The sequence below is a fragment of the Streptococcus intermedius SK54 = ATCC 27335 genome (assembly GCF_000413475.1).
Lineage (GTDB): Bacteria > Bacillota > Bacilli > Lactobacillales > Streptococcaceae > Streptococcus > Streptococcus intermedius.
On record NZ_ATFK01000002.1, the window covers coordinates 45,357 to 64,660 of the forward strand.

The following is a 19,304-nucleotide window of genomic DNA, read 5'->3' on the forward strand; positions in this document are numbered from 1 at the left end:
TTATATGAAGTGATAGCTTTATTTTTCTTTAACACTCGTTACAATACCATCTGAGTTAAAAGTGTAATATTTTCCGCGAATTAAAAGAGTTTCATCGTGTGCCATTTTTCCATCTTCCTTTAGATAATATTGGCCGTTCCATGCAGATGAGGACATAACGCCCATGCCTCTTGTAAAATGATACCAATCGCCATCAATTTTCCGCCAACCTTCAACTCTATGTCCATCTTCTGGATCAAAATAACGCCAGTAGTAAATGGTTTCCCCATTTGCATAGGAATGTGGTAATTTATGCCAACCTGTCTGCATATCGCCGTTGGTCGGATGGAGATAGTAATATTTTCTAACTCCAGGTGCGCCGATTTGTTTAACGCCCGTTAGCATATAACCTTCTGTTGGATCAAAATAGTACCATTTTCCATTGATGGCTTGCCAACCTGTTTTCATATCTCCGTTTGTGGGATCAAAATAATACCAGGATACCTCTTTGTGTTTATTAAAGCCAGTTAGCTGCTTCCATCCAGTAGTAATATAACCCTGATTGTTAAAGTAGTAATATCGGCTATTGATTTGTTTCCATTGGTTTTTCGGATATGTGCCATCAGGATATTTGAACCACCAACCAGTAGAGTCCTTAATCCATTGCCCATCAGCGCGATTGACCAATTCTTGTCCAGCTTGAGGTGTTTCTTCAGCAGTTGCAGGAACATTAGTGGCTAGAGCTATTGCACTGGCTGCCAGTCCTAAGAAGAAAAGCTTTGAACTGTATTTAAGGATGTTGTTCATTTGATATCTCCTTTCATAAAACAACAATAATGTATGCGTATACAAAATAGATCATATTAAAGGTAACATATTTTAAATGATAAATCAATCCGTAATCATCAAAGGGGTTCTTTGATTTCTAAATGACATTCTGTTTGATTGGAAAACAAATATTCTCAAAAGGATGCACAGTAGTTTGACAAAATGATAGCTTCTTCAAGAATAAAGTAGAAATGAAAATTTAATAAAAAGCTCGGTACGAATTTGTTCTTCTGAATGGAAGAGGATTTGTTTTTTAATAGTGAAAACTGCCTTAGTATCTGTATGGATGAGGAAGTGAATAGAAAGTAGGATGCCAAATTAGGCAGTTTTTCTCTGGCTATTAATCTACTTTATCCATCTAACCTATTTTTTGTTATAATAATAGTTATGAATAGAATGTTAGATAATGAATTGATGGGAGACGAAGAGCTCGTTGAGCGGACATTGCGTCCCCAGTACTTACAAGAATATATAGGCCAAAATAAGGTTAAAAATCAACTGAAGATTTTTATTGAGGCAGCCAAGTTGCGAGATGAGGCATTAGATCATACCCTACTTTTCGGACCTCCGGGATTGGGTAAAACGACGATGGCTTTTGTGATCGCCAATGAGCTAGGAGTCAATCTCAAACAGACTTCGGGGCCTGTGATTGAGAAATCGGGCGATTTGGTAGCGATCTTGAATGATCTGGAGCCAGGAGATGTCCTTTTTATTGATGAAATTCATCGCTTACCCATGTCTGTTGAAGAAGTGCTTTACAGTGCTATGGAAGATTTTTACATTGATATTATGATCGGTTCTGGTGAAACCAGTCGCAGTGTTCATTTGGATTTACCACCTTTTACTTTGATTGGGGCAACGACCCGAGCTGGTATGTTGTCAAATCCCTTGCGGGCTCGCTTTGGTATTACTGGACATATGGAATACTATGAAGAGACGGATTTGACCGAGATTGTAGAGCGAACGGCCGAAATCTTTGAGATGGAGATTACACATGAAGCGGCTGAGGAGTTGGCTTTACGTAGCAGAGGAACCCCTCGAATTGCCAATCGGCTTCTCAAACGCGTACGAGATTTTGCTCAAATCATGGGGAACGGGTTGATTGATAATCGGATTACCGATCAAGCCCTGACGATGCTTGATGTGGATCAAGAAGGCTTAGACTATGTGGATCAGAAGATTCTTAAAACCATGATTGAGGTGTATGGAGGCGGACCTGTTGGTTTAGGAACCTTGTCTGTCAATATTGCAGAAGAGCAAGAAACGGTGGAAGATATGTATGAGCCATACTTGATTCAGAAAGGCTTTGTTATGCGAACTCGAACAGGCCGTGTAGCAACGCGTAAAGCTTATGAGCATTTGGGTTATGAATATTTAGAAAAGTAGAATTTATGAAAATAGCAGAGCAGGATGTTTTAAAACAGTTCGCAGCAGATAAAGATTTAATGACTATGTTGACGCTTATTCGCAGTTTGCGATTAAAAGATAGTTGGTTGGCTGCTGGTAGCGTACGAAACTTTATCTGGAATATTCTATCGGGGAAATCGGGTTTTGATACAGAAACCGATGTGGATGTGATTTTCTTTGACCCAGATATTTCGTATGAGGAAACGATCAACATTGAAAACCGACTTAAGCGAGCTTACCCTAGTTACCATTGGGAAGTCAAAAATCAAGTCTATATGCATCTCCACAGTCCCAATACGCACCCCTATACTAGCTCACAAGACGCCATGAGTAAATATCCAGAGCGATGTACAGCTGTGGGGTTGCGTTTGCTGGATAATGGCCAGTTGGAACTTTTTGCTCCTTACGGTTTAGATGATATCTTCCATTTTTATGTTCAGCCCACTCCACATTTCCTAGAAGATATAAGTAGGAGACAACTTTATAACAAGAGAATACAGAAAAAAGAGTGGCAGAAGAAGTGGAGTAAGCTTCAAATCAAATTTCTTTAAAATTTTTTAGAAAAAGGTAAAATCTTTAAGAAAAATTTAAGTCAACATCGTTATACTATAATCACAAGTTGAGAAAAGCTTAACTTGAACTCCTAAAAACTTTTCTTTTTCATAATAATCTCCCTATAAGAGCCATCTAATCGGTGGCTTTTTGTGCTTTTTTGAAAAAATTATATAAAAATTAGAAAAGAGACATAAGAAGTTTACAAAATGTAAACATTCTAAGATATAACTATTGACTGATGAAGGTTATTGCAGTATAATAAAATAGATATTTAATTATCCGCAATAATAAGAGACACAGTTAAAGAATAAATAGGAGACAAAGTTCATGTTCAAGTCAATAGGAAAAAGAATTGCTATGACAGCCATAGCGGTTTTCAGTTTTCTTTTGTTGGTTTTTTCTGCGCAGAATACTATGGCAATTTCGCGGATTAAAGACGACACAGATTTATCTAAGATAAACTTGTACCAATTTACTTTGAGACAGGATAATATGGAAGTCCTTAACCAGAATGCAGCTGTAGTTAAGGATGTTGTTCCTGCTAATGGCTCTTGGAAAGAAAGCACAGTTTTTTCTTTGTTTGAAGGTAGATAAGAATCAAAATAGCCAGTCTTTTCCAAATACGATAACACTACGATTTAAAAATGCTGGTATTGTTTATGGTAAAGTGGTTGATGTCTACGTTAAGGTTAATAATGTTACAGCTAATCTAGCTGAAAAGAATGCTGACTATAATAACTCATCAAAAACAGTAGTTCCTTTCTTAACGGTAGATGAAAATTGGGGCACAAAATCCATTCAAATTATGGATTATATTTATCCAAATCATCCAACGGTGACACATGATATCTATCAATCTTACTGGATCAACGCTAATATTACTGCTGAGTTGCGATATCAAGATGGAACCCCCTGTGATTTAAAATTAGTTATGACACCATCTGATATTGATGTCATCAGTAATATCCATGGACAAACCCTTAAAGAATCTTTTACATTGGAAAATGCTACTAGTACTATTGCAAAGATAGTAACCAATAATGCCAATAACTTGGCAGAAGTAGCGTCTGGAGGTAATATTACTTGGACCCCTACTGATCCTAATGGAACAAGCGGTGACTGGGACGAACATAATAAAACAGGTTTTGCAGTACGGTCAGTTAACAATACAATGACATTTTCCTATGGAACAACTGCAAGTTGCGGAGGTCTCTTTGGAATTTATACTGAAGTACCCGCGGCTCCACCTGTTAAAACAGTCAGTACTGAAAAAGTGACTGCTAAGTCTGGGCAAGAGATTAATTATACAGTAAATTATACTGCTCCAGTTCCAGGGGTTGACTTGATTGGGAATCTGGATAGTATGAAGATGGCAGACACCTTTGATGAACGGCTCGATTTTAAAAGTTTAAGTGTTGTTTTAGATGGTAAGACATTAATAGAAGGAGAGGATTATACTGTAGATGTTTCTGGACAAACTGTCACGGTGACTCCAGCAGCTAAGTATCTAGCTAAAGGGAACGGTGGTAAAAATTATGTTATCACTTATAAGACGGTAACTAATAGTAAAATTGAGCAAAATGGTTCAGATATTGAAAATCGAGCTGAACAAATTCTAGATAATGTTCCGTCCCACTCTAATACGGTTAAAACACAGGTACTTTTTAAGAAAACACACGAATATCGAAGCGGAACACCAGGTAAAGAACTACCGCAATCTGTTTTGGATTTACTTCCACCGGCTCAATTAGATATTCCAAATGGAACAACGGTTACACCTGACCCACCAAAGAATAATATCCAAAAAGTCAGTGTACCAGAAGGGAATTGGGTCTTTAAAGGCTACGACAAAGAATCAGAAGTCATTAACAACAAGGATGCTCATTTTATCGGAATTTGGGTGATTGAAGAGTACGATAAGCCTGTTAAAGATGTTGTCAACACAGCTGGGACCAGTATTAATGGTCAAAGCGTTAAGCCTGGCGATGTTCTAACTTATACCATTAGTTATACGAATACGACGGATAGCGATCGTGAAGTAACTATTACAGATACAATTCCAAAATCAACAACTTATGTTAATGGCTCAGCAGATAATGATGGTGTCTATGCAGACGGGAAATTGACATGGAAAAAAACGGTTGCTAAAGACACTACTTTAAAAGTGACTTTCCAAGTAAAAGTTAATGATGATGTAAATGGTAAAGCTATAGAAAATACAGGACATGTGGATGACGGTCTACAAAAAATTGATACAAATCCAACCCATAATCCAACTCCTAAAAAACCAGTCAAAGATGTCTTGGATACTAAGGGCACTAGCATTGATGGTCAAGAAGTAAAACGTGGACAGGAATTGACTTATACTGTAACTTATCAAAATACAACAGGACAAGCTCAGGATGTCACTATTACGGATGCAATCCCTGAACACACAACCTATGTTGAAAATTCGGCAGATAATGCTGGAACTTATGCGGACGGTAAAGTTACTTGGACTAAGAATGTAGCTGCAAATGAAACCTGGACAGTGAAATTCAAGGTTAAAGTTGATGATAAAGTTAATCAAGATAAAATTGAAAACACTGCTCAAGTCATTACTGGAAATAACACTGTAAAAACGAATACAACTAAAAATCCAACTCCTAAGCAATATAGTTTACCAGGAACTGGAGGAACAGGCATTGGGATCTATCTAATGCTAGGTTCAGCTTTGGTAGTAGGTGCAGTTGCTGTGTTGACTTACCGTTTCTATCATAAACGAAAAGTTAACGGATAGACACATAGTAAATCATCAAAGTTGCTATTGTAAGGTTAATAAAAGGAGAAAAAATGAAACACATAAAATATATTTTAGCGGCCCTAGCTGCTGTGCTAGCCGTCTTCACTGGCGGTAAAGTTTTAGCGGATAGCTATACAGTCACTTTAAATGGAACAACTACTGGACATACTTATGAAGCCTACCAAATTTTTGCTGGTGATTTGTCGGGAAGCACTCTTTCTAACATTAAATGGGGATCAGGAGTTAGTGCTACCGGGCAAACTGCTCTTGGCGATGCGAGTGTCAAGGCAGAGAGCTTAGATGGAAAAGCAAAAGATGCTGCAGAAGCTCAAAAATTTGCTCAAGATGTTGCTCCATATTTACAAAATCCTGCTGCTACAGTAACGAGTACAGCTGGAACAACTACTTTTTCAGGATTGGCTGCTGGTTACTACTTGATTAAAGACAAAAGTGGTTCTCAAGATGGAAAAGCTAGCTCATACACACGCTTCATTTTAGAAGTTGTGAAAGATACACAAGCAAATCTAAAGGCTGATGTTCCAACTATCGAGAAAAAAGTGCAAGATACAAATGGCTACCATGATGCAGTTGATTATGCTATCGGAGCTTCTGTTCCATTCCAATTAACTGCAACGCTGCCAAGTAACTACGACTCTTATAAAGAATATCATCTTTCATTTAATGATACTTTATCGGCAGGTTTGACTTATAATAAAGATGCGAAAGTTTATGTTATCAATAGTAATAATGAACAAGAAGTTACAAGTAAGTTTACTATTGATTCAAATGGTGCAAGTTATACAATCAACGATTTGAAGACTGTTACGACAGATGACAAAGGGCAAGCTGTTACCATTACAAAAGATTCTAAAATCGTCGTTCGTTATACTGCAAAATTAAACGACCAAGCTGTGATTGGTTCAACCGGAAATTCAAATACAGCTAGTTTGATTTATTCAAATGACCCAAATAGTACAGGTGGTGGTAGCAAAGGTGAAACGCCAAAAGATAAAGTTGTTGTCTTTACTTATCAAGTAGTTATCAATAAAGTTGACCAAGATAAACAAACTCCTTTGAAAGGTGCAGGTTTCACACTTTATAAGAAAGATGCTACTGGAAAGTATACGAAAGTAACAGAAATTGCCGCTGGAGAAACAACGACCTTTACTTTTAAAGGACTCAGCGCAGGTGATTATAAACTTTCTGAAACCCAAACTCCTGCTGGATATAATACGATTGCAGACGTAGAATTTAAAATTTCTGCTGAAATGGATCGCATATCTGATAATCCAACCTTGAAATCTTTAACAGCTACAGCAACTTCTACGAATAAGCTAACATTTACTAGCAATATCACTGATGGCTCATTGACCGCAAATGTTGTCAATAAAAAAGGTTCAATCCTCCCGTCAACAGGTAGCATTGGGACAACAATTCTTTATGCTGTTGGAACAATCTTAGTTCTTGGTGCAGGTGCTTTGCTTATCGTAAGAAAGCGTATGAATACAAAATGATTTAGAGTTTGAGACAGACTCAAGCAAAAGAGATGGACAAATTGCTTCTATCTCTTTTATTTGCTATACAAGGAGAACTCATTTAACATGATTACTTTTATTAAAAAACACTTTATTACTTTTATATTAGTTATCATCTTGTTAAGTGGGTTATCATTACTCCTATATCCCACACTTAGCAATATCTGGAATTCTTATCATCAGTCGGAAGCAATCGCATCTTATAAGCATCATGTAGCAGATATGAAGCAGAGTAAAGAAGAGGAAATGCTATCTGCTGCTCATGCTTATAATAAAACTTTAGCGACAGGAGTAACCCCCCTTTTAAATCTGACAAAGTCCGAAATAGAAACGTATAATCATATCTTGGATGTCACAGGTACGGGCATTATGGCTTATGTTGAGATTCCCAAGCTAAAGACGACTATGCCTATCTATCATGGGACAGATGAGGCTGTGTTGGAAATAGCAATCGGGCATATTCCAGGAACGTCATTTCCCATTGGAGGGAAAGGGACTCATGCAGTTATTTCAGGTCATCGCGGTCTGCCTTCAGCAAAGTTATTTTCAAATTTAAATCAATTAAAAAACGGTGATACATTTATGATTCACGTTTTAGGAAGAACGCTGATTTATGAAGTAGATCAGAGTTTGACTGTGAAACCAGAAGATTTGTCTGCTTTAAAAATTGACCCTGTACAAGATTATTGTACGCTTGTGACATGTACACCTTATGGTGTGAATACGCATCGTTTGTTAGTTAGGGGACATCGAATATTTAAAGAGAAAGAAAATTCAGAGGCAATCAATAAGTCGACTAGACAGCATCCTGTGTTACATCTTATTCTGATTACGGGAGGAACGATTCTTTTTATCATTTTTGCACTTGTCTATTTTCGACATAGAAGACGGCAGCTCAAAATGAAAGTTTATTAAAATATTAAAGGCTGAGAAGAGTGTACTGACCTCCAAAAGTTAGATTTTTTATGTCTAACTTTTGGGGATCAGTACAAAAGAGTTCAGTCTTTTTATTTGTGTGAGATAATCTTTGTTATGATAGTTGTGTTAGTTTTACGGCTTAGAAATAAGAGATTGTAAGAGTCTATTTTGAATTTTTTTATTTACTAAAGAGGTTAAAAGTGATATTTCTTTAGATTTTGTTATAATAGTAAAGAGGTCTATGTTATGAAGAAAATTGTGTTTGTTTGCTTGGGAAATATCTGTCGTAGTCCAATGGCAGAATTTGTGATGAAGAATTTGACAGATGAATTTTATGTGGAAAGTCGAGCGACTTCGGATTGGGAACATGGGAATCCAATCCATTCTGGAACACAAGGGATTTTTAGAAAATATGCCATTCCTTATGACAAAAGTAAAACTTCTCAGCAAATTTCTCGGCAGGATTTTGTAGACTTTGATTATATTGTTGGAATGGATGAATCTAATTTTCAAGAGTTGATGAAAATTGCGCCAGATGAATATCTGGAGAAGGTTTTTCAATTTGCAGAAAAAAGTGTACCAGATCCGTGGTACACAGGTGATTTTGACGAGACTTATCAGCTTGTTTTGGCAGGCTGTCAGAAATGGATTGAGCGTGTAAAAAGCGAAGATTAATGGAGAGCATGGATACATTAAAAGAGTTTTACAAAAAATATAACATTTATATGACAAGACACAATTTGGAGCTATTAGCAGTAACTGTTATTGTTCTATCAGCATTGCTGACTTTTACATCAGGTATTCCTAGCCAAGGGGCATTGACTTTAGATAAGGGAACAATTAAATATAACGGTAGTCTGGTTCGTGGTAGAATGAGCGGACAGGGAACGTTGACTTTTAAAAATGGTGATGTCTATAAAGGTCATTTTAGAAATGGAACTTTTGATGGACAAGGAACATTTACTGCTAAGACTGGCTGGAAGTATGAGGGTGATTTTGTTAACGGTCAGCCTGAAGGACAAGGTAAATTAACAACAGAAAATAATGTTGTTTACAAGGGAAAGTTTAAACAGGGGATTTATCAAAATGCGCATTAAATGGTTTTCATTAGTGAGGATAACAGGCTTACTCCTAGTTTTACTCTATCATTTCTTTCAGAAGGCTTTTCCTGGTGGATTTATCGGTGTGGATATATTCTTTACGTTCTCAGGCTTTTTGATTACATCACTCCTGATTGATGAATTTGCTAGAAGTAAGGTAATTGATCTCAGAGGCTTTCTGAAACGTCGCTTTTATCGGATTGTGCCACCGCTTGTGTTGATGGTTTTGATTGTCATGCCTTTTACAGTGTTGATTCGGAAAGATTTTGTAGCTGCTATTGGCACACAGATTGCTGCGGCTCTAGGGTTTGTGACAAACTTTTTTGAAATTTTATCTGGCGGAAATTATGAAAGCCAGTTCATCCCGCATCTTTTTGTACATACATGGAGTTTGGCCTTGGAAATGCACTACTATCTATTGTGGGGTGTGGCTACTTGGTTTTTAGCGAGAAAAAGTAAATCGGTTGGACAATTTCGTGGAATGATTTTTCTTTTATCATCTGCCTTATTCTTCATTAGTTTTCTTTCAATGTTTATAAGAGCATTTTTCTCTTCAAACTTCTCTGTGATCTACTTTTCAAGCTTTACTCATATTTTTCCGTTCTTTGCTGGCAGTGTTCTCGCTACAGTTTCAGGCGTAAGTGACTTAGGGGCACCTTTCCGAAAAATGGAACAGGCGCTTGATTTGAAAAAAACCTTCTATCTACTTGGTGTTAGTTTTGGAGCTTTGCTGTTACTGACATTTCTTCTGAAATTTGACAATTTATTAACCTATCTATTTGGTTTCCTTTTTTCCACAATCTTTTCATTAGTGATGATTCTAGCAACGCGTGTGCTACACGAGAAAACGCCACATCTTGATGAGCCGCCCGTTATCACATTTATTGCAGATACGAGCTATGGTGTATATTTGTTCCATTGGCCATTCTATATCATTTTTTCTCAATTGTTGAACAATGGTTTGGCAGTGCTTTTGACCACCATTCTCTCCTTTGCTTTTGCTGCGGGCTCCTTCTACCTTTTGGAGCCGACTTTAGCTGGTAAACCACCTAAAGTATTTGGCTTGAAAATGGATATCAAGCAAATCACAATGCCCGCATTTTATAGTTTAATTCCCTTAACGTTAGTTGCTTTGGCCATCATCATAACGGCTCCTAAAATTGGTGCTTTTGAAGAAAATCTCTTGACAAATGGCTTAGTTCAGGCTGATAATAAAATGCAAATTACTCGTACACAAGTTGATAATGCGACTGCGAGTCAATACAATGTAGCAAAAGGTACGACAGTCATCGGAGATTCTGTCGCCTTGAGGGCAAGTGCATGGCTTAAACAAGCTATGCCAGAAATTCAAGTGGATGCTGCTGTTAGCCGTAATTTGTCGTCTGGTTTGGAAGTTTATCAAACAGCTATTTCAAATAAAATTTTACTAGAGAATGTGGTAGTTGCCCTTGGTACAAATACTGTAGAAAACTATGAAGCATTGCTCAATCAAATAGTGGCAAAGCTACCGAAAGGTCATCGTTTGATTTTAGTTACGCCTTATGATGGACGCACTGCACATAATGGGGCTAGTATTGCTGTAAAAACGCGGCAGTATGAATTAGAATTGGCTAAAAAGTATGATTATGTTTTTGTAGCGGATTGGTATAAGACGGCAATTCAGCATCCCGAAATTTGGTATGGTACAGATTATGTACATTTTGGTGCAGAGTCCACGACTATCACCAAAGGTGGGGAACTATATGCTCAAACAATCAAACAAACGATTGATGAGGCAACGAAAAAAGGAAGTGTAAAGAAGTAGCTTTATATTTTGAATAACAGTCGAAACTCTGTGAATGGATTTAGTGTTCATAGAGTTTTTTCATATTAAATATTATTTGGTGATTTTACAGCAAAAATGAAGGCCTAAATTAAGAAAGCGCTTTCTTATTGATTGCTGTATTTCAACAAATTTCAGAGAAAGTATGTGAAATAAATATTTTATATTTATTTTTTCACAATATAGATTGTAAAAACGTGATTATAACGGCTTTTTTAAAAGGTTTTCACAAAATAAAATAAAAAGATTGTGAATTTTAAGTGAAAGTGTTTACAATATCAGGAAAATAGGGTATAATAATCTTGTGAAAAAATTAACAAGGGTTTTAAAATCCTAAGAACCATTGGAGGAAGATATGGCTGATAAAAAAACTGTAGCAAAAGAAGACAAAGTCTTAGCTGCTCAAAAACACGTGGATGAACTTGTTCAAAAGGGTCTTGTTGCGCTTGAGGAAATGCGTAAATTAGATCAAGAACAAGTTGATTATATCGTTGCGAAAGCTTCTGTTGCTGCGCTTGATGCACATGGTCAACTGGCTTTACATGCTCTAGAAGAAACTGGGCGTGGTGTTTTTGAAGACAAAGCAACCAAAAATCTCTTTGCTTGTGAACATGTGGTAAACAATATGCGCCATACCAAAACTGTTGGAATCATTGATGAAGATGACGTAACTGGTTTGACACTTATTGCAGAACCGGTCGGCGTTGTCTGTGGGATCACACCGACAACAAACCCAACTTCAACAGCAATTTTCAAATCATTAATTTCTTTGAAAACGCGTAATCCTATTATCTTTGCTTTCCACCCATCAGCTCAAGAATCATCTGCTCATGCGGCGCAAATCGTGCGTGATGCAGCGATTGCAGCAGGTGCGCCTGAAAATTGTGTACAGTGGATTACTCAACCATCAATGGAAGCTACTTCAGCACTGATGAACCACGAAGGGATTGCAACAATCCTTGCAACTGGTGGAAATGCGATGGTGAAAGCTGCTTACTCATGTGGGAAACCGGCTCTTGGAGTTGGTGCCGGAAATGTACCAGCTTATGTCGAAAAATCAGCTAATATCCGCCAAGCAGCTCATGATATTGTGATGTCTAAATCATTTGATAACGGAATGGTCTGTGCTTCTGAGCAAGCTGTTATCATTGATAAAGAAGTCTACAATGAGTTTCTTGAAGAATTTAAATCTTATCACACTTACTTTGTCAATAAGAAAGAAAAAGCTCTTTTGGAAGATTTCTGCTTTGGTGTGAAAGCCAACAGTAAAAATTGCGCAGGTGCTAAATTAAATCCAGATATTGTTGGTAAATCAGCTGTTTGGATTGCGGAGCAAGCAGGTTTCTCTGTACCAGAAGATACAAATATTTTGGCTGCAGAATGTAAGGAAGTTGGCGAAAAAGAACCGTTGACACGTGAAAAATTGTCACCAGTCATCGCTGTTTTGAAATCAGAATCTCGTGAAGACGGCATTAACAAGGCTCGTCAAATGGTTGAATTCCATGGACTTGGTCACTCAGCGGCTATTCATACAGCAGATGAAGAATTGACAAAAGAATTTGGTAAAGCTGTAAAAGCGATTCGTGTAATTTGCAATTCACCTTCTACTTTCGGTGGTATCGGGGACGTTTACAATGCATTTTTACCTTCATTAACATTAGGATGTGGCTCTTATGGACGCAACTCTGTTGGTGATAATGTCAGTGCTGTAAATCTCTTGAATATCAAAAAAGTAGGAAGACGTAATAATAATATGCAATGGTTTAAAGTTCCTTCAAAAACATACTTCGAACGCAATTCAATTCAATATCTACAAAAATGTCGTGATGTAGAGCGTGTCATGATTGTCACAGACCACTCAATGGTTGAATTAGGATTCCTTGACCGCATTATTGAGCAGTTAGAACTTCGTCGCAATAAAGTAACCTATCAAATCTTTGCAGAGGTTGAACCAGATCCAGATATTTCGACCGTAATGAAGGGAACAGATTTGATGCGTACCTTCAAACCGGATACAATTATTGCTTTGGGTGGTGGTTCACCAATGGATGCGGCAAAAGTTATGTGGCTTTTCTATGAACAACCAGAAGTAGACTTCCATGACCTTGTTCAAAAATTCATGGATATTCGTAAACGTGCCTTCAAGTTCCCTCAGCTTGGCAGAAAAACGAAATTTATCGGTATTCCGACAACTTCAGGTACAGGTTCAGAGGTTACTCCATTTGCTGTTATCTCTGATAAAGCTAATAACCGTAAATACCCAATTGCAGACTATTCCTTGACGCCGACAGTTGCTATTGTTGATCCTGCGCTGGTATTGACTGTTCCAGGATTTATCGCAGCTGATACTGGTATGGACGTATTGACACATGCGACAGAAGCCTATGTTTCTCAAATGGCAAATGACTTTACAGACGGTTTGGCATTGCAAGCGATTAAATTAGTTTTTGAACATCTTGAAAACTCTGTGAAGAATGCTGATTTCCACTCTCGTGAAAAGATGCACAATGCTTCGACTATGGCGGGTATGGCGTTTGCCAATGCTTTCCTTGGAATTTCTCACTCAATGGCTCACAAGATTGGTGCACAATTCCATACAATTCATGGTCGGACAAATGCCATCCTGTTGCCGTATGTTATTCGCTATAATGGTACTCGCCCTGCTAAAGCAGCTACATGGCCTAAGTACAACTACTACCGTGCTGATGAAAAATACCAAGATATTGCTAAATTGCTCGGTCTTCCAGCTTCTACTCCAGAAGAAGGCGTTGAATCATATGCCAAAGCGGTTTACGAACTTGGTGAGCGTGTAGGAATTAAAATGAACTTCCGTGATCAAGGAATTGATGAGAAAGAATGGAAAGAACATTCTCGTGAGTTAGCATTCTTAGCTTATGAAGATCAGTGTTCACCAGCGAATCCTCGTCTTCCAATGGTTGACCATATGCAAGAAATCATTGAAGATGCATATTATGGATACAAAGAACGTCCAGGACGTCGGAAATAAGTTGTTTATCAGTCATGCCTCCCTACAAAAAAGTAGGGAGGTTTTTCAATTGTTGAAGAGTATTTCTTCTGCTTATCGTAGAACAGTACCTCAAAGGTTAGATTCTATGTCTAACATTTGGGGTGTTTTTGTTGAAACTACTTTCAGAATTTAAGAAAAAGTAACCGTTTACAGAAATTAAAACCTAAAAATCGGATTTCGTTGAAAGCACTTTAAAAAACAGCTATAATAGCAGTGTGAGATTGAAAGCGCTTTAAAAATCAATCTACAATAGTAAAGGAGAAGGCTGTCTATGGCAAAAATGACAAAAGACGAGCTGATTGCCAAAATAAAAGATGGCATCATTGTTTCCTGTCAAGCTCTGCCACATGAACCGCTTTATACTGATGCAGGTGGGGTTATTCCTCTTTTAGTGAAAGCGGCTGAACAAGGAGGCGCTGTTGGTATTCGAGCGAATAGCGTTCGGGATATTAAGGAAATTAAAGAGGTCACTTCGCTACCCATTATTGGTATTATCAAGCGAGATTATCCACCTCAAGAGCCATTTATTACCGCAACGATGCGAGAAATTGATGAACTGGCAGCTCTTGATATTGAAGTGATTGCTTTTGATTGTACAAAGCGGGAGCGTTTTGATGGTTTAAAGATTGTGGATTTCATCAAGAAAGTGAAGGAGAAATATCCTCATCAATTGTTCATGGCAGATGTAAGTACCTTTGAAGAGGGAATTGCTGCGGTAGAAGCTGGTGTGGACTTTGTAGGGACAACTTTGTCGGGTTACACTTCTTATAGTTTGCAATGTGAGGGGCCGGATTTTGATTTGATAAAAAACTTATGTGATGCAGGTTTGGATGTTATCGCGGAAGGAAAAATTCATTATCCAAGTGAAGCCAAAACGATTCATGACTTAGGTGTTAGAGGAATTGTAGTAGGTGGTGCCATTACGCGTCCAAAAGAAATTACAGAGCGTTTTGTTGCAGCAGTAAGTGAAAAGTAGGAACAATTTTATCCTAAAAAGGATGACAATAAAAGGAGAAACAATATGAGGATGAAGAAAATACTTTGTTCGTTAGTTGCAGGAGCTGCAATTTTATCTTTGGCAGCATGTGGAAATTCAGGTGGTTCAAAGAAGTCAGCTGACTCAGGCAGTTCTTCTGGTAAAACGGAGATTACATGGTGGGCATTTCCGGTTTTCACGCAAGCAAAAGCAAGCGATGGTGTTGGCACTTATGAAAAAGAGATTATTAAGGCATTTGAAAAAGCTAATCCAGATATTAAGGTGAAATTGGAAACGATTGACTTTAAATCGGGGCCAGAAAAAATTACAACTGCGATTGAAGCAGGAACAGCACCAGATGTCCTCTTTGATGCACCTGGACGGATCATTCAATATGGTAAAAATGGAAAATTGGCGGATTTGAACGATCTCTTTACAAATGATTTTGTCAAAGATGTCAATAACAATCAAATCATTCAGGCTAGCAAAGCTGGTGACAAAGCTTATATGTATCCAATTAGCTCTGCACCATTTTACATGGCATTGAACAAGAAAATGCTGAAAGAAGCTGGTGTGTTAGACCTTGTTAAAGAGGGCTGGACAACTGCTGACTTTGAAAAAGTATTAAAAGCATTGAAAGCTAAAGGGTATACTCCTGGCTCGCTCTTCAGTAATGGTCAAGGTGGTGACCAAGGAACACGTGCTTTCATTGCTAATTTGTATAGTGGTTCTGTTACAGATGATAAAGTGACAAAATATACAACAGACAGTCCAAACTTTGTCAAAGGGCTAAATAAAGCAGTTAGTTGGATTAAAGATGGTTTGATGACAAACGGCTCTCAATTCGATGGTGGAGCAGATATTCAAAACTTTGCAAATGGACAAACTTCTTATACTGTTCTTTGGGCACCTGCGCAAAAAGGCATCCAAGCTAAACTCTTGAAAGCCAGTGGCGTCGAAGTTGTGGAAGTGCCATTCCCATCAGATAACGGAAAACCAGCTTTGGAATACCTTGTAAATGGTTTTGGTATCTTTAACAATAAAGATAAAAAGAAAGTAGAAGCTGCTAAAAAGTTTGTCAAATTTATTGCGGATGATAAAAAGTGGGGGCCAAAAAATGTTGTTCGTACAGGTGCCTTCCCAGTCCGTTCCTCATTTGGAAAATTATATAATGACAAACGGATGGAAAAAATCAGCACTTGGACAAAATATTATTCACCATATTACAACACGATTGATGGATTTGCAGAAATGAGAACACTCTGGTTCCCAATGTTGCAATCTGTTTCAAATGGCGATGAAAAAGTTGAATCTGCTTTGAAGACCTTTACAGAAAAAGCAAATAAAACCATTAAAAAAAGTAAAAAATAAATAATGTAACGATTTCCCTTTTTCTGTTGTTGGTTTCATAAAATAGGAAAAGGGAATTTTTTATCAAAAAGAGGAGGTCAGTATCTCCTCTAGCTAAATGAGGTGTTGAATGTGAAAGTGAATAAAATAAGAATGAGAGAAACGGTGATTTCCTATGCTTTTTTGGCACCAGTTCTATTATTCTTTATTGTCTTTGTATTGGCACCGATGGTGATGGGATTTGTAACGAGTTTCTTTAATTATTCTATGACTTCCTTTTCATTCGTTGGATTGGACAATTACTCACGAATGTTTAAAGACCCAGTCTTTATTAAATCTCTCATTAATACGGTGATTATTGTTATTGGTTCAGTACCAATTGTTGTTCTGTTCTCTTTGTTTGTGGCTTCTCAAACCTATAGTCAGAATGCGATTGCACGGTCATTTTATCGGTTCGTCTTCTTCCTGCCGGTAGTAACAGGCAGTGTAGCTGTAACGGTTGTATGGAAATGGATTTACGACCCGCTGTCAGGGATTTTGAATTTCGTACTGAAGTCGGGGCATGTTATCAACCAGAATATTTCTTGGCTAGGAGATAAGCATTGGGCATTGATGGCGATTATTGTGATTTTGTTGACAACTTCTGTCGGACAGCCTATTATTCTCTATATTGCTGCTATGGGAAACATTGACAATTCATTGGTGGAAGCTGCGCGTGTTGACGGAGCGACAGAGCTGCAAGTTTTTTGGAAGATTAAATGGCCAAGTCTCTTGCCAACAACTCTGTATATTGCGATCATTACAACAATCAATTCCTTCCAATGTTTTGCCTTGATTCAGCTGTTGACGTCCGGCGGTCCAAACTATTCAACCAGTACATTGATGTATTACCTGTATGAAAAAGCCTTCAAGTTATCTGAATATGGTTATGCTAATACCATGGGAGTATTTTTAGCTGTCATGATTGCTTTGATTAGCTTTGCCCAATTCAAGATTCTTGGAAATGATGTCGAATATTAAAGAAAGGAGAGACAAGATGAAACAGAAAAAAATCAGTGCCTTTACGGTTATTTCAACGATTATTCTATTGGTGTTGACCGTTCTCTTTGTTTTCCCTTTCTATTGGATTTTGACAGGGGCCTTTAAGTCTCAACCAGATACGATTGTCATTCCACCTCAATGGTGGCCTAAGATGCCAACATTAGAAAATTTCCAACAGCTGATGGTGCAAAACCCAGCCCTGCAATGGATGTGGAATAGTGTCTTTATCTCGCTAGCGACCATGTTTTTGGTCTGCATTACATCTTCTTTAGCAGGTTATGTTTTAGCGAAGAAACGCTTTTATGGTCAACGAATCCTTTTTGCAACTTTTATCGCTGCCATGGCTCTGCCTAAACAAGTAGTACTGGTTCCTTTGGTCCGTATTGTCAACTTTATGGGAATTCATGATACACTAGCTGCGGTTATTTTGCCTCTTGTCGGTTGGCCTTTTGGGGTTTTCCTCATGAAGCAATTTAGTGAAAATATCCCAACGGAATTGTTAGAATCTGCTAAGATTGATGGCTGTGGTGAGATTCGGACATTTTGGAATGTTGCTTTTCCGATTGTGAAACCAGGTTTTGCTGCCCTTGCCATTTTTACCTTTATCAACACATGGAATGATTACTTTATGCAATTGGTCATGCTGACATCGCGGCAGAATCTAACGATTTCACTTGGAGTGGCAACGATGCAAGCTGAAATGGCAACGAATTATGGTTTAATTATGGCCGGTGCTGCGATGGCAGCTGTTCCGATTGTAGCTGTCTTCTTAATATTCCAAAAATCCTTCACACAAGGTATTACCATGGGAGCTGTGAAAGGATAAGGAGGGAAAACGAATGATTTTCGATGAATTGGAAAATCTTGCCCATTACAAAGGTATCCATAAGCATTTGGATTGTGCTATTGATTATCTCTTAACTCACGATGTAAACGATTATGATTCGGGACGGTATGAGATTGACGGAGAAAAAGTATTTCTGTTTGTACAGGAAAATGAATTGTGTTCTGACACGACAGATGAATTTGAATTTCATCACCATTATCTGGACTTGCATTTGCTTTTAGCAGGGCATGAAATCATTCGATATGGCAACAGGGTAAAAGAAGTGAGAAAACCGTATGATAAAAAGAAGGACATTGGCTTTGTGACTTGTGAGCAATCTCTTCCATTTTATTTGGATAAACAGAATTTTGTTCTATTTTTACCCAATGAGTCTCATCAGCCCAATAGACTTGCTGGGAAAGGTAAGAAGGTCAAAAAATGTGTCGTCAAAGTTTTGCTCAACGATTGAAATAATTGATTAGGAGGTAGAACCATGGAAAAGAGAGGTTCTCAGTTAATACGAAGTCTATTTGATACAGATAATTTCTTTATGAGAGTATGTGAGAAAATATTAGATCTGGTTACTGTGAATCTCATCTTTCTTTTGACGTGTCTGCCGATTGTCACGATTGGTATTGCAAAAGTTAGTCTATATCAGACCTTGTTTGAAATCAAAGGTGCACGTCGTATAAAAGTCACAGCGGCATATATACAGGCTTTTCGGAAAAATTGGAAAGTCGGTTTAAAACTTGGTTTACTAGAACTGCTAGTTGTAGGAATCAGTCTATTTGACCTTGTGCTTTTTTGGAGGCAGGAAACAATGCCATTTCAACTGCTGAAAGTAACCTGTATCGGCGTCATTATTTTTACTAGTTTGCTGTTTTTATGCATCTATCCTTTGGCAGCTAAGTTTGAAATGACGGTAAAAGATCTCTTACAAACAGGACTGATCATGGTGAGTTTGCATTTCCCGTGGTTCTTTTTGATGATAGCCTTATTAGCTGTAATCGTCTTTTTCCTCTCTAGTTCAGGATTTGTATTGCTGCTGGGCTTTACTCTTTTTGTATTAATCGGGTTTGCAGCCCTAGGATTTTTACAATTGCCTATTATGGAAACTATTTTTAATAAGTATAAACGATAAAACCAATTAACTTGGA

The 19,304-nt window shown here is 37.7% G+C and carries 17 protein-coding genes; 16 read left to right on the plus strand and 1 reads right to left on the minus strand.

The genetic code is table 11. The annotated features are described in order from the left end of the window. Positions 1-18 precede the first annotated feature (18 nt). A complete protein-coding gene (locus tag HMPREF1654_RS02925) occupies positions 19-786 on the minus strand; it encodes a PspC-like choline-binding domain-containing protein (RefSeq protein ID WP_003077775.1) in 768 nt (255 codons plus the stop codon). 408 nt (positions 787-1,194) lie between these two features. On the opposite strand from HMPREF1654_RS02925, the gene ruvB reads away from it, so the two are divergent. The 16 genes from ruvB to HMPREF1654_RS03000 all read left to right on the plus strand — a co-directional run bounded on the left by ruvB (position 1,195) and on the right by HMPREF1654_RS03000 (position 19,288). Then, positions 1,195-2,193 carry a Holliday junction branch migration DNA helicase RuvB gene (gene ruvB, locus HMPREF1654_RS02930; protein ID WP_014829554.1) on the plus strand — a complete coding sequence of 333 codons (999 nt, stop codon included), beginning with the start codon at positions 1,195-1,197 and terminating at the stop codon, positions 2,191-2,193. Positions 2,194-2,198: 5 nt separating this feature from the next. After that, entirely contained in the window at positions 2,199-2,765 is a 567-nt protein-coding gene (locus HMPREF1654_RS02935) for a nucleotidyltransferase family protein (RefSeq protein WP_003077601.1), read from the plus strand. A 331-nt stretch (positions 2,766-3,096) separates the two neighbouring features. After that, positions 3,097-3,363 carry a hypothetical protein gene (locus HMPREF1654_RS10295; RefSeq protein WP_016670373.1) on the plus strand — a complete coding sequence of 89 codons (267 nt, stop codon included), beginning with the start codon at positions 3,097-3,099 and terminating at the stop codon, positions 3,361-3,363. Next, positions 3,314-5,548 carry an Sgo0707 family adhesin gene (locus HMPREF1654_RS10300; protein WP_016670374.1) on the plus strand — a complete coding sequence of 745 codons (2,235 nt, stop codon included), beginning with the start codon at positions 3,314-3,316 and terminating at the stop codon, positions 5,546-5,548. Before HMPREF1654_RS10295 ends, HMPREF1654_RS10300 begins: the two co-directional genes overlap by 50 nt. Positions 5,549-5,601: 53 nt before the next feature. Continuing rightward, entirely contained in the window at positions 5,602-7,065 is a 1,464-nt protein-coding gene (locus tag HMPREF1654_RS02945; RefSeq protein ID WP_003077620.1) for a SpaH/EbpB family LPXTG-anchored major pilin, read from the plus strand. A gap of 87 nt (positions 7,066-7,152) precedes the next feature. Next, positions 7,153-8,001, plus strand: coding sequence for a class C sortase (locus HMPREF1654_RS02950; protein WP_003075029.1), 849 nt, complete (start codon positions 7,153-7,155; stop codon positions 7,999-8,001). Between the two features lie 249 nt (positions 8,002-8,250). Next, positions 8,251-8,679: a low molecular weight protein-tyrosine-phosphatase gene (locus tag HMPREF1654_RS02955; protein ID WP_003077849.1), complete on the plus strand. Its 429-nt coding sequence runs from the start codon at positions 8,251-8,253 to the stop codon at positions 8,677-8,679. Between the two features lie 8 nt (positions 8,680-8,687). Then, positions 8,688-9,101, plus strand: a complete 414-nt coding sequence (locus tag HMPREF1654_RS02960; protein WP_003077737.1) for an MORN repeat-containing protein — start codon at positions 8,688-8,690, stop codon at positions 9,099-9,101. Beyond that, a complete protein-coding gene (locus HMPREF1654_RS02965; RefSeq protein WP_003077427.1) occupies positions 9,091-10,908 on the plus strand; it encodes an acyltransferase family protein in 1,818 nt (605 codons plus the stop codon). Before HMPREF1654_RS02960 ends, HMPREF1654_RS02965 begins: the two co-directional genes overlap by 11 nt. A 373-nt stretch (positions 10,909-11,281) precedes the next feature. Beyond that, the gene (gene adhE / locus HMPREF1654_RS02970) at positions 11,282-13,933 is read left to right on the plus strand and encodes a bifunctional acetaldehyde-CoA/alcohol dehydrogenase (protein WP_003075021.1); all 2,652 of its coding nucleotides are present in this window, start codon (positions 11,282-11,284) and stop codon (positions 13,931-13,933) included. 292 nt (positions 13,934-14,225) lie between these two features. Further along, a complete protein-coding gene (locus tag HMPREF1654_RS02975) occupies positions 14,226-14,930 on the plus strand; it encodes an N-acetylmannosamine-6-phosphate 2-epimerase (protein WP_003077708.1) in 705 nt (234 codons plus the stop codon). 45 nt (positions 14,931-14,975) lie between these two features. Further along, the gene (locus HMPREF1654_RS02980; RefSeq protein ID WP_003074942.1) at positions 14,976-16,301 is read left to right on the plus strand and encodes an ABC transporter substrate-binding protein; all 1,326 of its coding nucleotides are present in this window, start codon (positions 14,976-14,978) and stop codon (positions 16,299-16,301) included. 111 nt (positions 16,302-16,412) lie between these two features. Continuing rightward, positions 16,413-17,300, plus strand: a complete 888-nt coding sequence (locus HMPREF1654_RS02985) for a carbohydrate ABC transporter permease (protein WP_003074939.1) — start codon at positions 16,413-16,415, stop codon at positions 17,298-17,300. Positions 17,301-17,316: 16 nt separating this feature from the next. Further along, complete coding sequence (locus HMPREF1654_RS02990; protein WP_003074938.1) at positions 17,317-18,147, plus strand: carbohydrate ABC transporter permease; 831 nt, start codon at positions 17,317-17,319, stop codon at positions 18,145-18,147. 13 nt (positions 18,148-18,160) lie between these two features. Continuing rightward, the gene (locus HMPREF1654_RS02995; protein WP_003077717.1) at positions 18,161-18,616 is read left to right on the plus strand and encodes a YhcH/YjgK/YiaL family protein; all 456 of its coding nucleotides are present in this window, start codon (positions 18,161-18,163) and stop codon (positions 18,614-18,616) included. 24 nt (positions 18,617-18,640) lie between these two features. Then, positions 18,641-19,288: a DUF624 domain-containing protein gene (locus HMPREF1654_RS03000; RefSeq protein ID WP_003077829.1), complete on the plus strand. Its 648-nt coding sequence runs from the start codon at positions 18,641-18,643 to the stop codon at positions 19,286-19,288. Positions 19,289-19,304: the final 16 nt, after the last annotated feature.

What these genes read in the sequence shown, in the direction of transcription:
- HMPREF1654_RS02925 (WP_003077775.1), bottom strand. Translation starts at nt 786, where the DNA reads ATGAACAACATCCTTAAATACAGTTCAAAGCTTTTCTTCTTAGGACTG.
- HMPREF1654_RS02960 (WP_003077737.1), top strand. Translation starts at nt 8,688, where the DNA reads ATGGATACATTAAAAGAGTTTTACAAAAAATATAACATTTATATGACA.
- ruvB (WP_014829554.1), top strand. Translation starts at nt 1,195, where the DNA reads ATGAATAGAATGTTAGATAATGAATTGATGGGAGACGAAGAGCTCGTT.
- HMPREF1654_RS10295 (WP_016670373.1), top strand. Translation starts at nt 3,097, where the DNA reads ATGTTCAAGTCAATAGGAAAAAGAATTGCTATGACAGCCATAGCGGTT.
- HMPREF1654_RS02955 (WP_003077849.1), top strand. Translation starts at nt 8,251, where the DNA reads ATGAAGAAAATTGTGTTTGTTTGCTTGGGAAATATCTGTCGTAGTCCA.
- HMPREF1654_RS02950 (WP_003075029.1), top strand. Translation starts at nt 7,153, where the DNA reads ATGATTACTTTTATTAAAAAACACTTTATTACTTTTATATTAGTTATC.
- HMPREF1654_RS03000 (WP_003077829.1), top strand. Translation starts at nt 18,641, where the DNA reads ATGGAAAAGAGAGGTTCTCAGTTAATACGAAGTCTATTTGATACAGAT.
- HMPREF1654_RS02965 (WP_003077427.1), top strand. Translation starts at nt 9,091, where the DNA reads ATGCGCATTAAATGGTTTTCATTAGTGAGGATAACAGGCTTACTCCTA.
- HMPREF1654_RS02975 (WP_003077708.1), top strand. Translation starts at nt 14,226, where the DNA reads ATGGCAAAAATGACAAAAGACGAGCTGATTGCCAAAATAAAAGATGGC.
- HMPREF1654_RS02945 (WP_003077620.1), top strand. Translation starts at nt 5,602, where the DNA reads ATGAAACACATAAAATATATTTTAGCGGCCCTAGCTGCTGTGCTAGCC.
- HMPREF1654_RS10300 (WP_016670374.1), top strand. Translation starts at nt 3,314, where the DNA reads ATGGCTCTTGGAAAGAAAGCACAGTTTTTTCTTTGTTTGAAGGTAGAT.
- HMPREF1654_RS02935 (WP_003077601.1), top strand. Translation starts at nt 2,199, where the DNA reads ATGAAAATAGCAGAGCAGGATGTTTTAAAACAGTTCGCAGCAGATAAA.
- HMPREF1654_RS02990 (WP_003074938.1), top strand. Translation starts at nt 17,317, where the DNA reads ATGAAACAGAAAAAAATCAGTGCCTTTACGGTTATTTCAACGATTATT.
- HMPREF1654_RS02980 (WP_003074942.1), top strand. Translation starts at nt 14,976, where the DNA reads ATGAGGATGAAGAAAATACTTTGTTCGTTAGTTGCAGGAGCTGCAATT.
- adhE (WP_003075021.1), top strand. Translation starts at nt 11,282, where the DNA reads ATGGCTGATAAAAAAACTGTAGCAAAAGAAGACAAAGTCTTAGCTGCT.
- HMPREF1654_RS02995 (WP_003077717.1), top strand. Translation starts at nt 18,161, where the DNA reads ATGATTTTCGATGAATTGGAAAATCTTGCCCATTACAAAGGTATCCAT.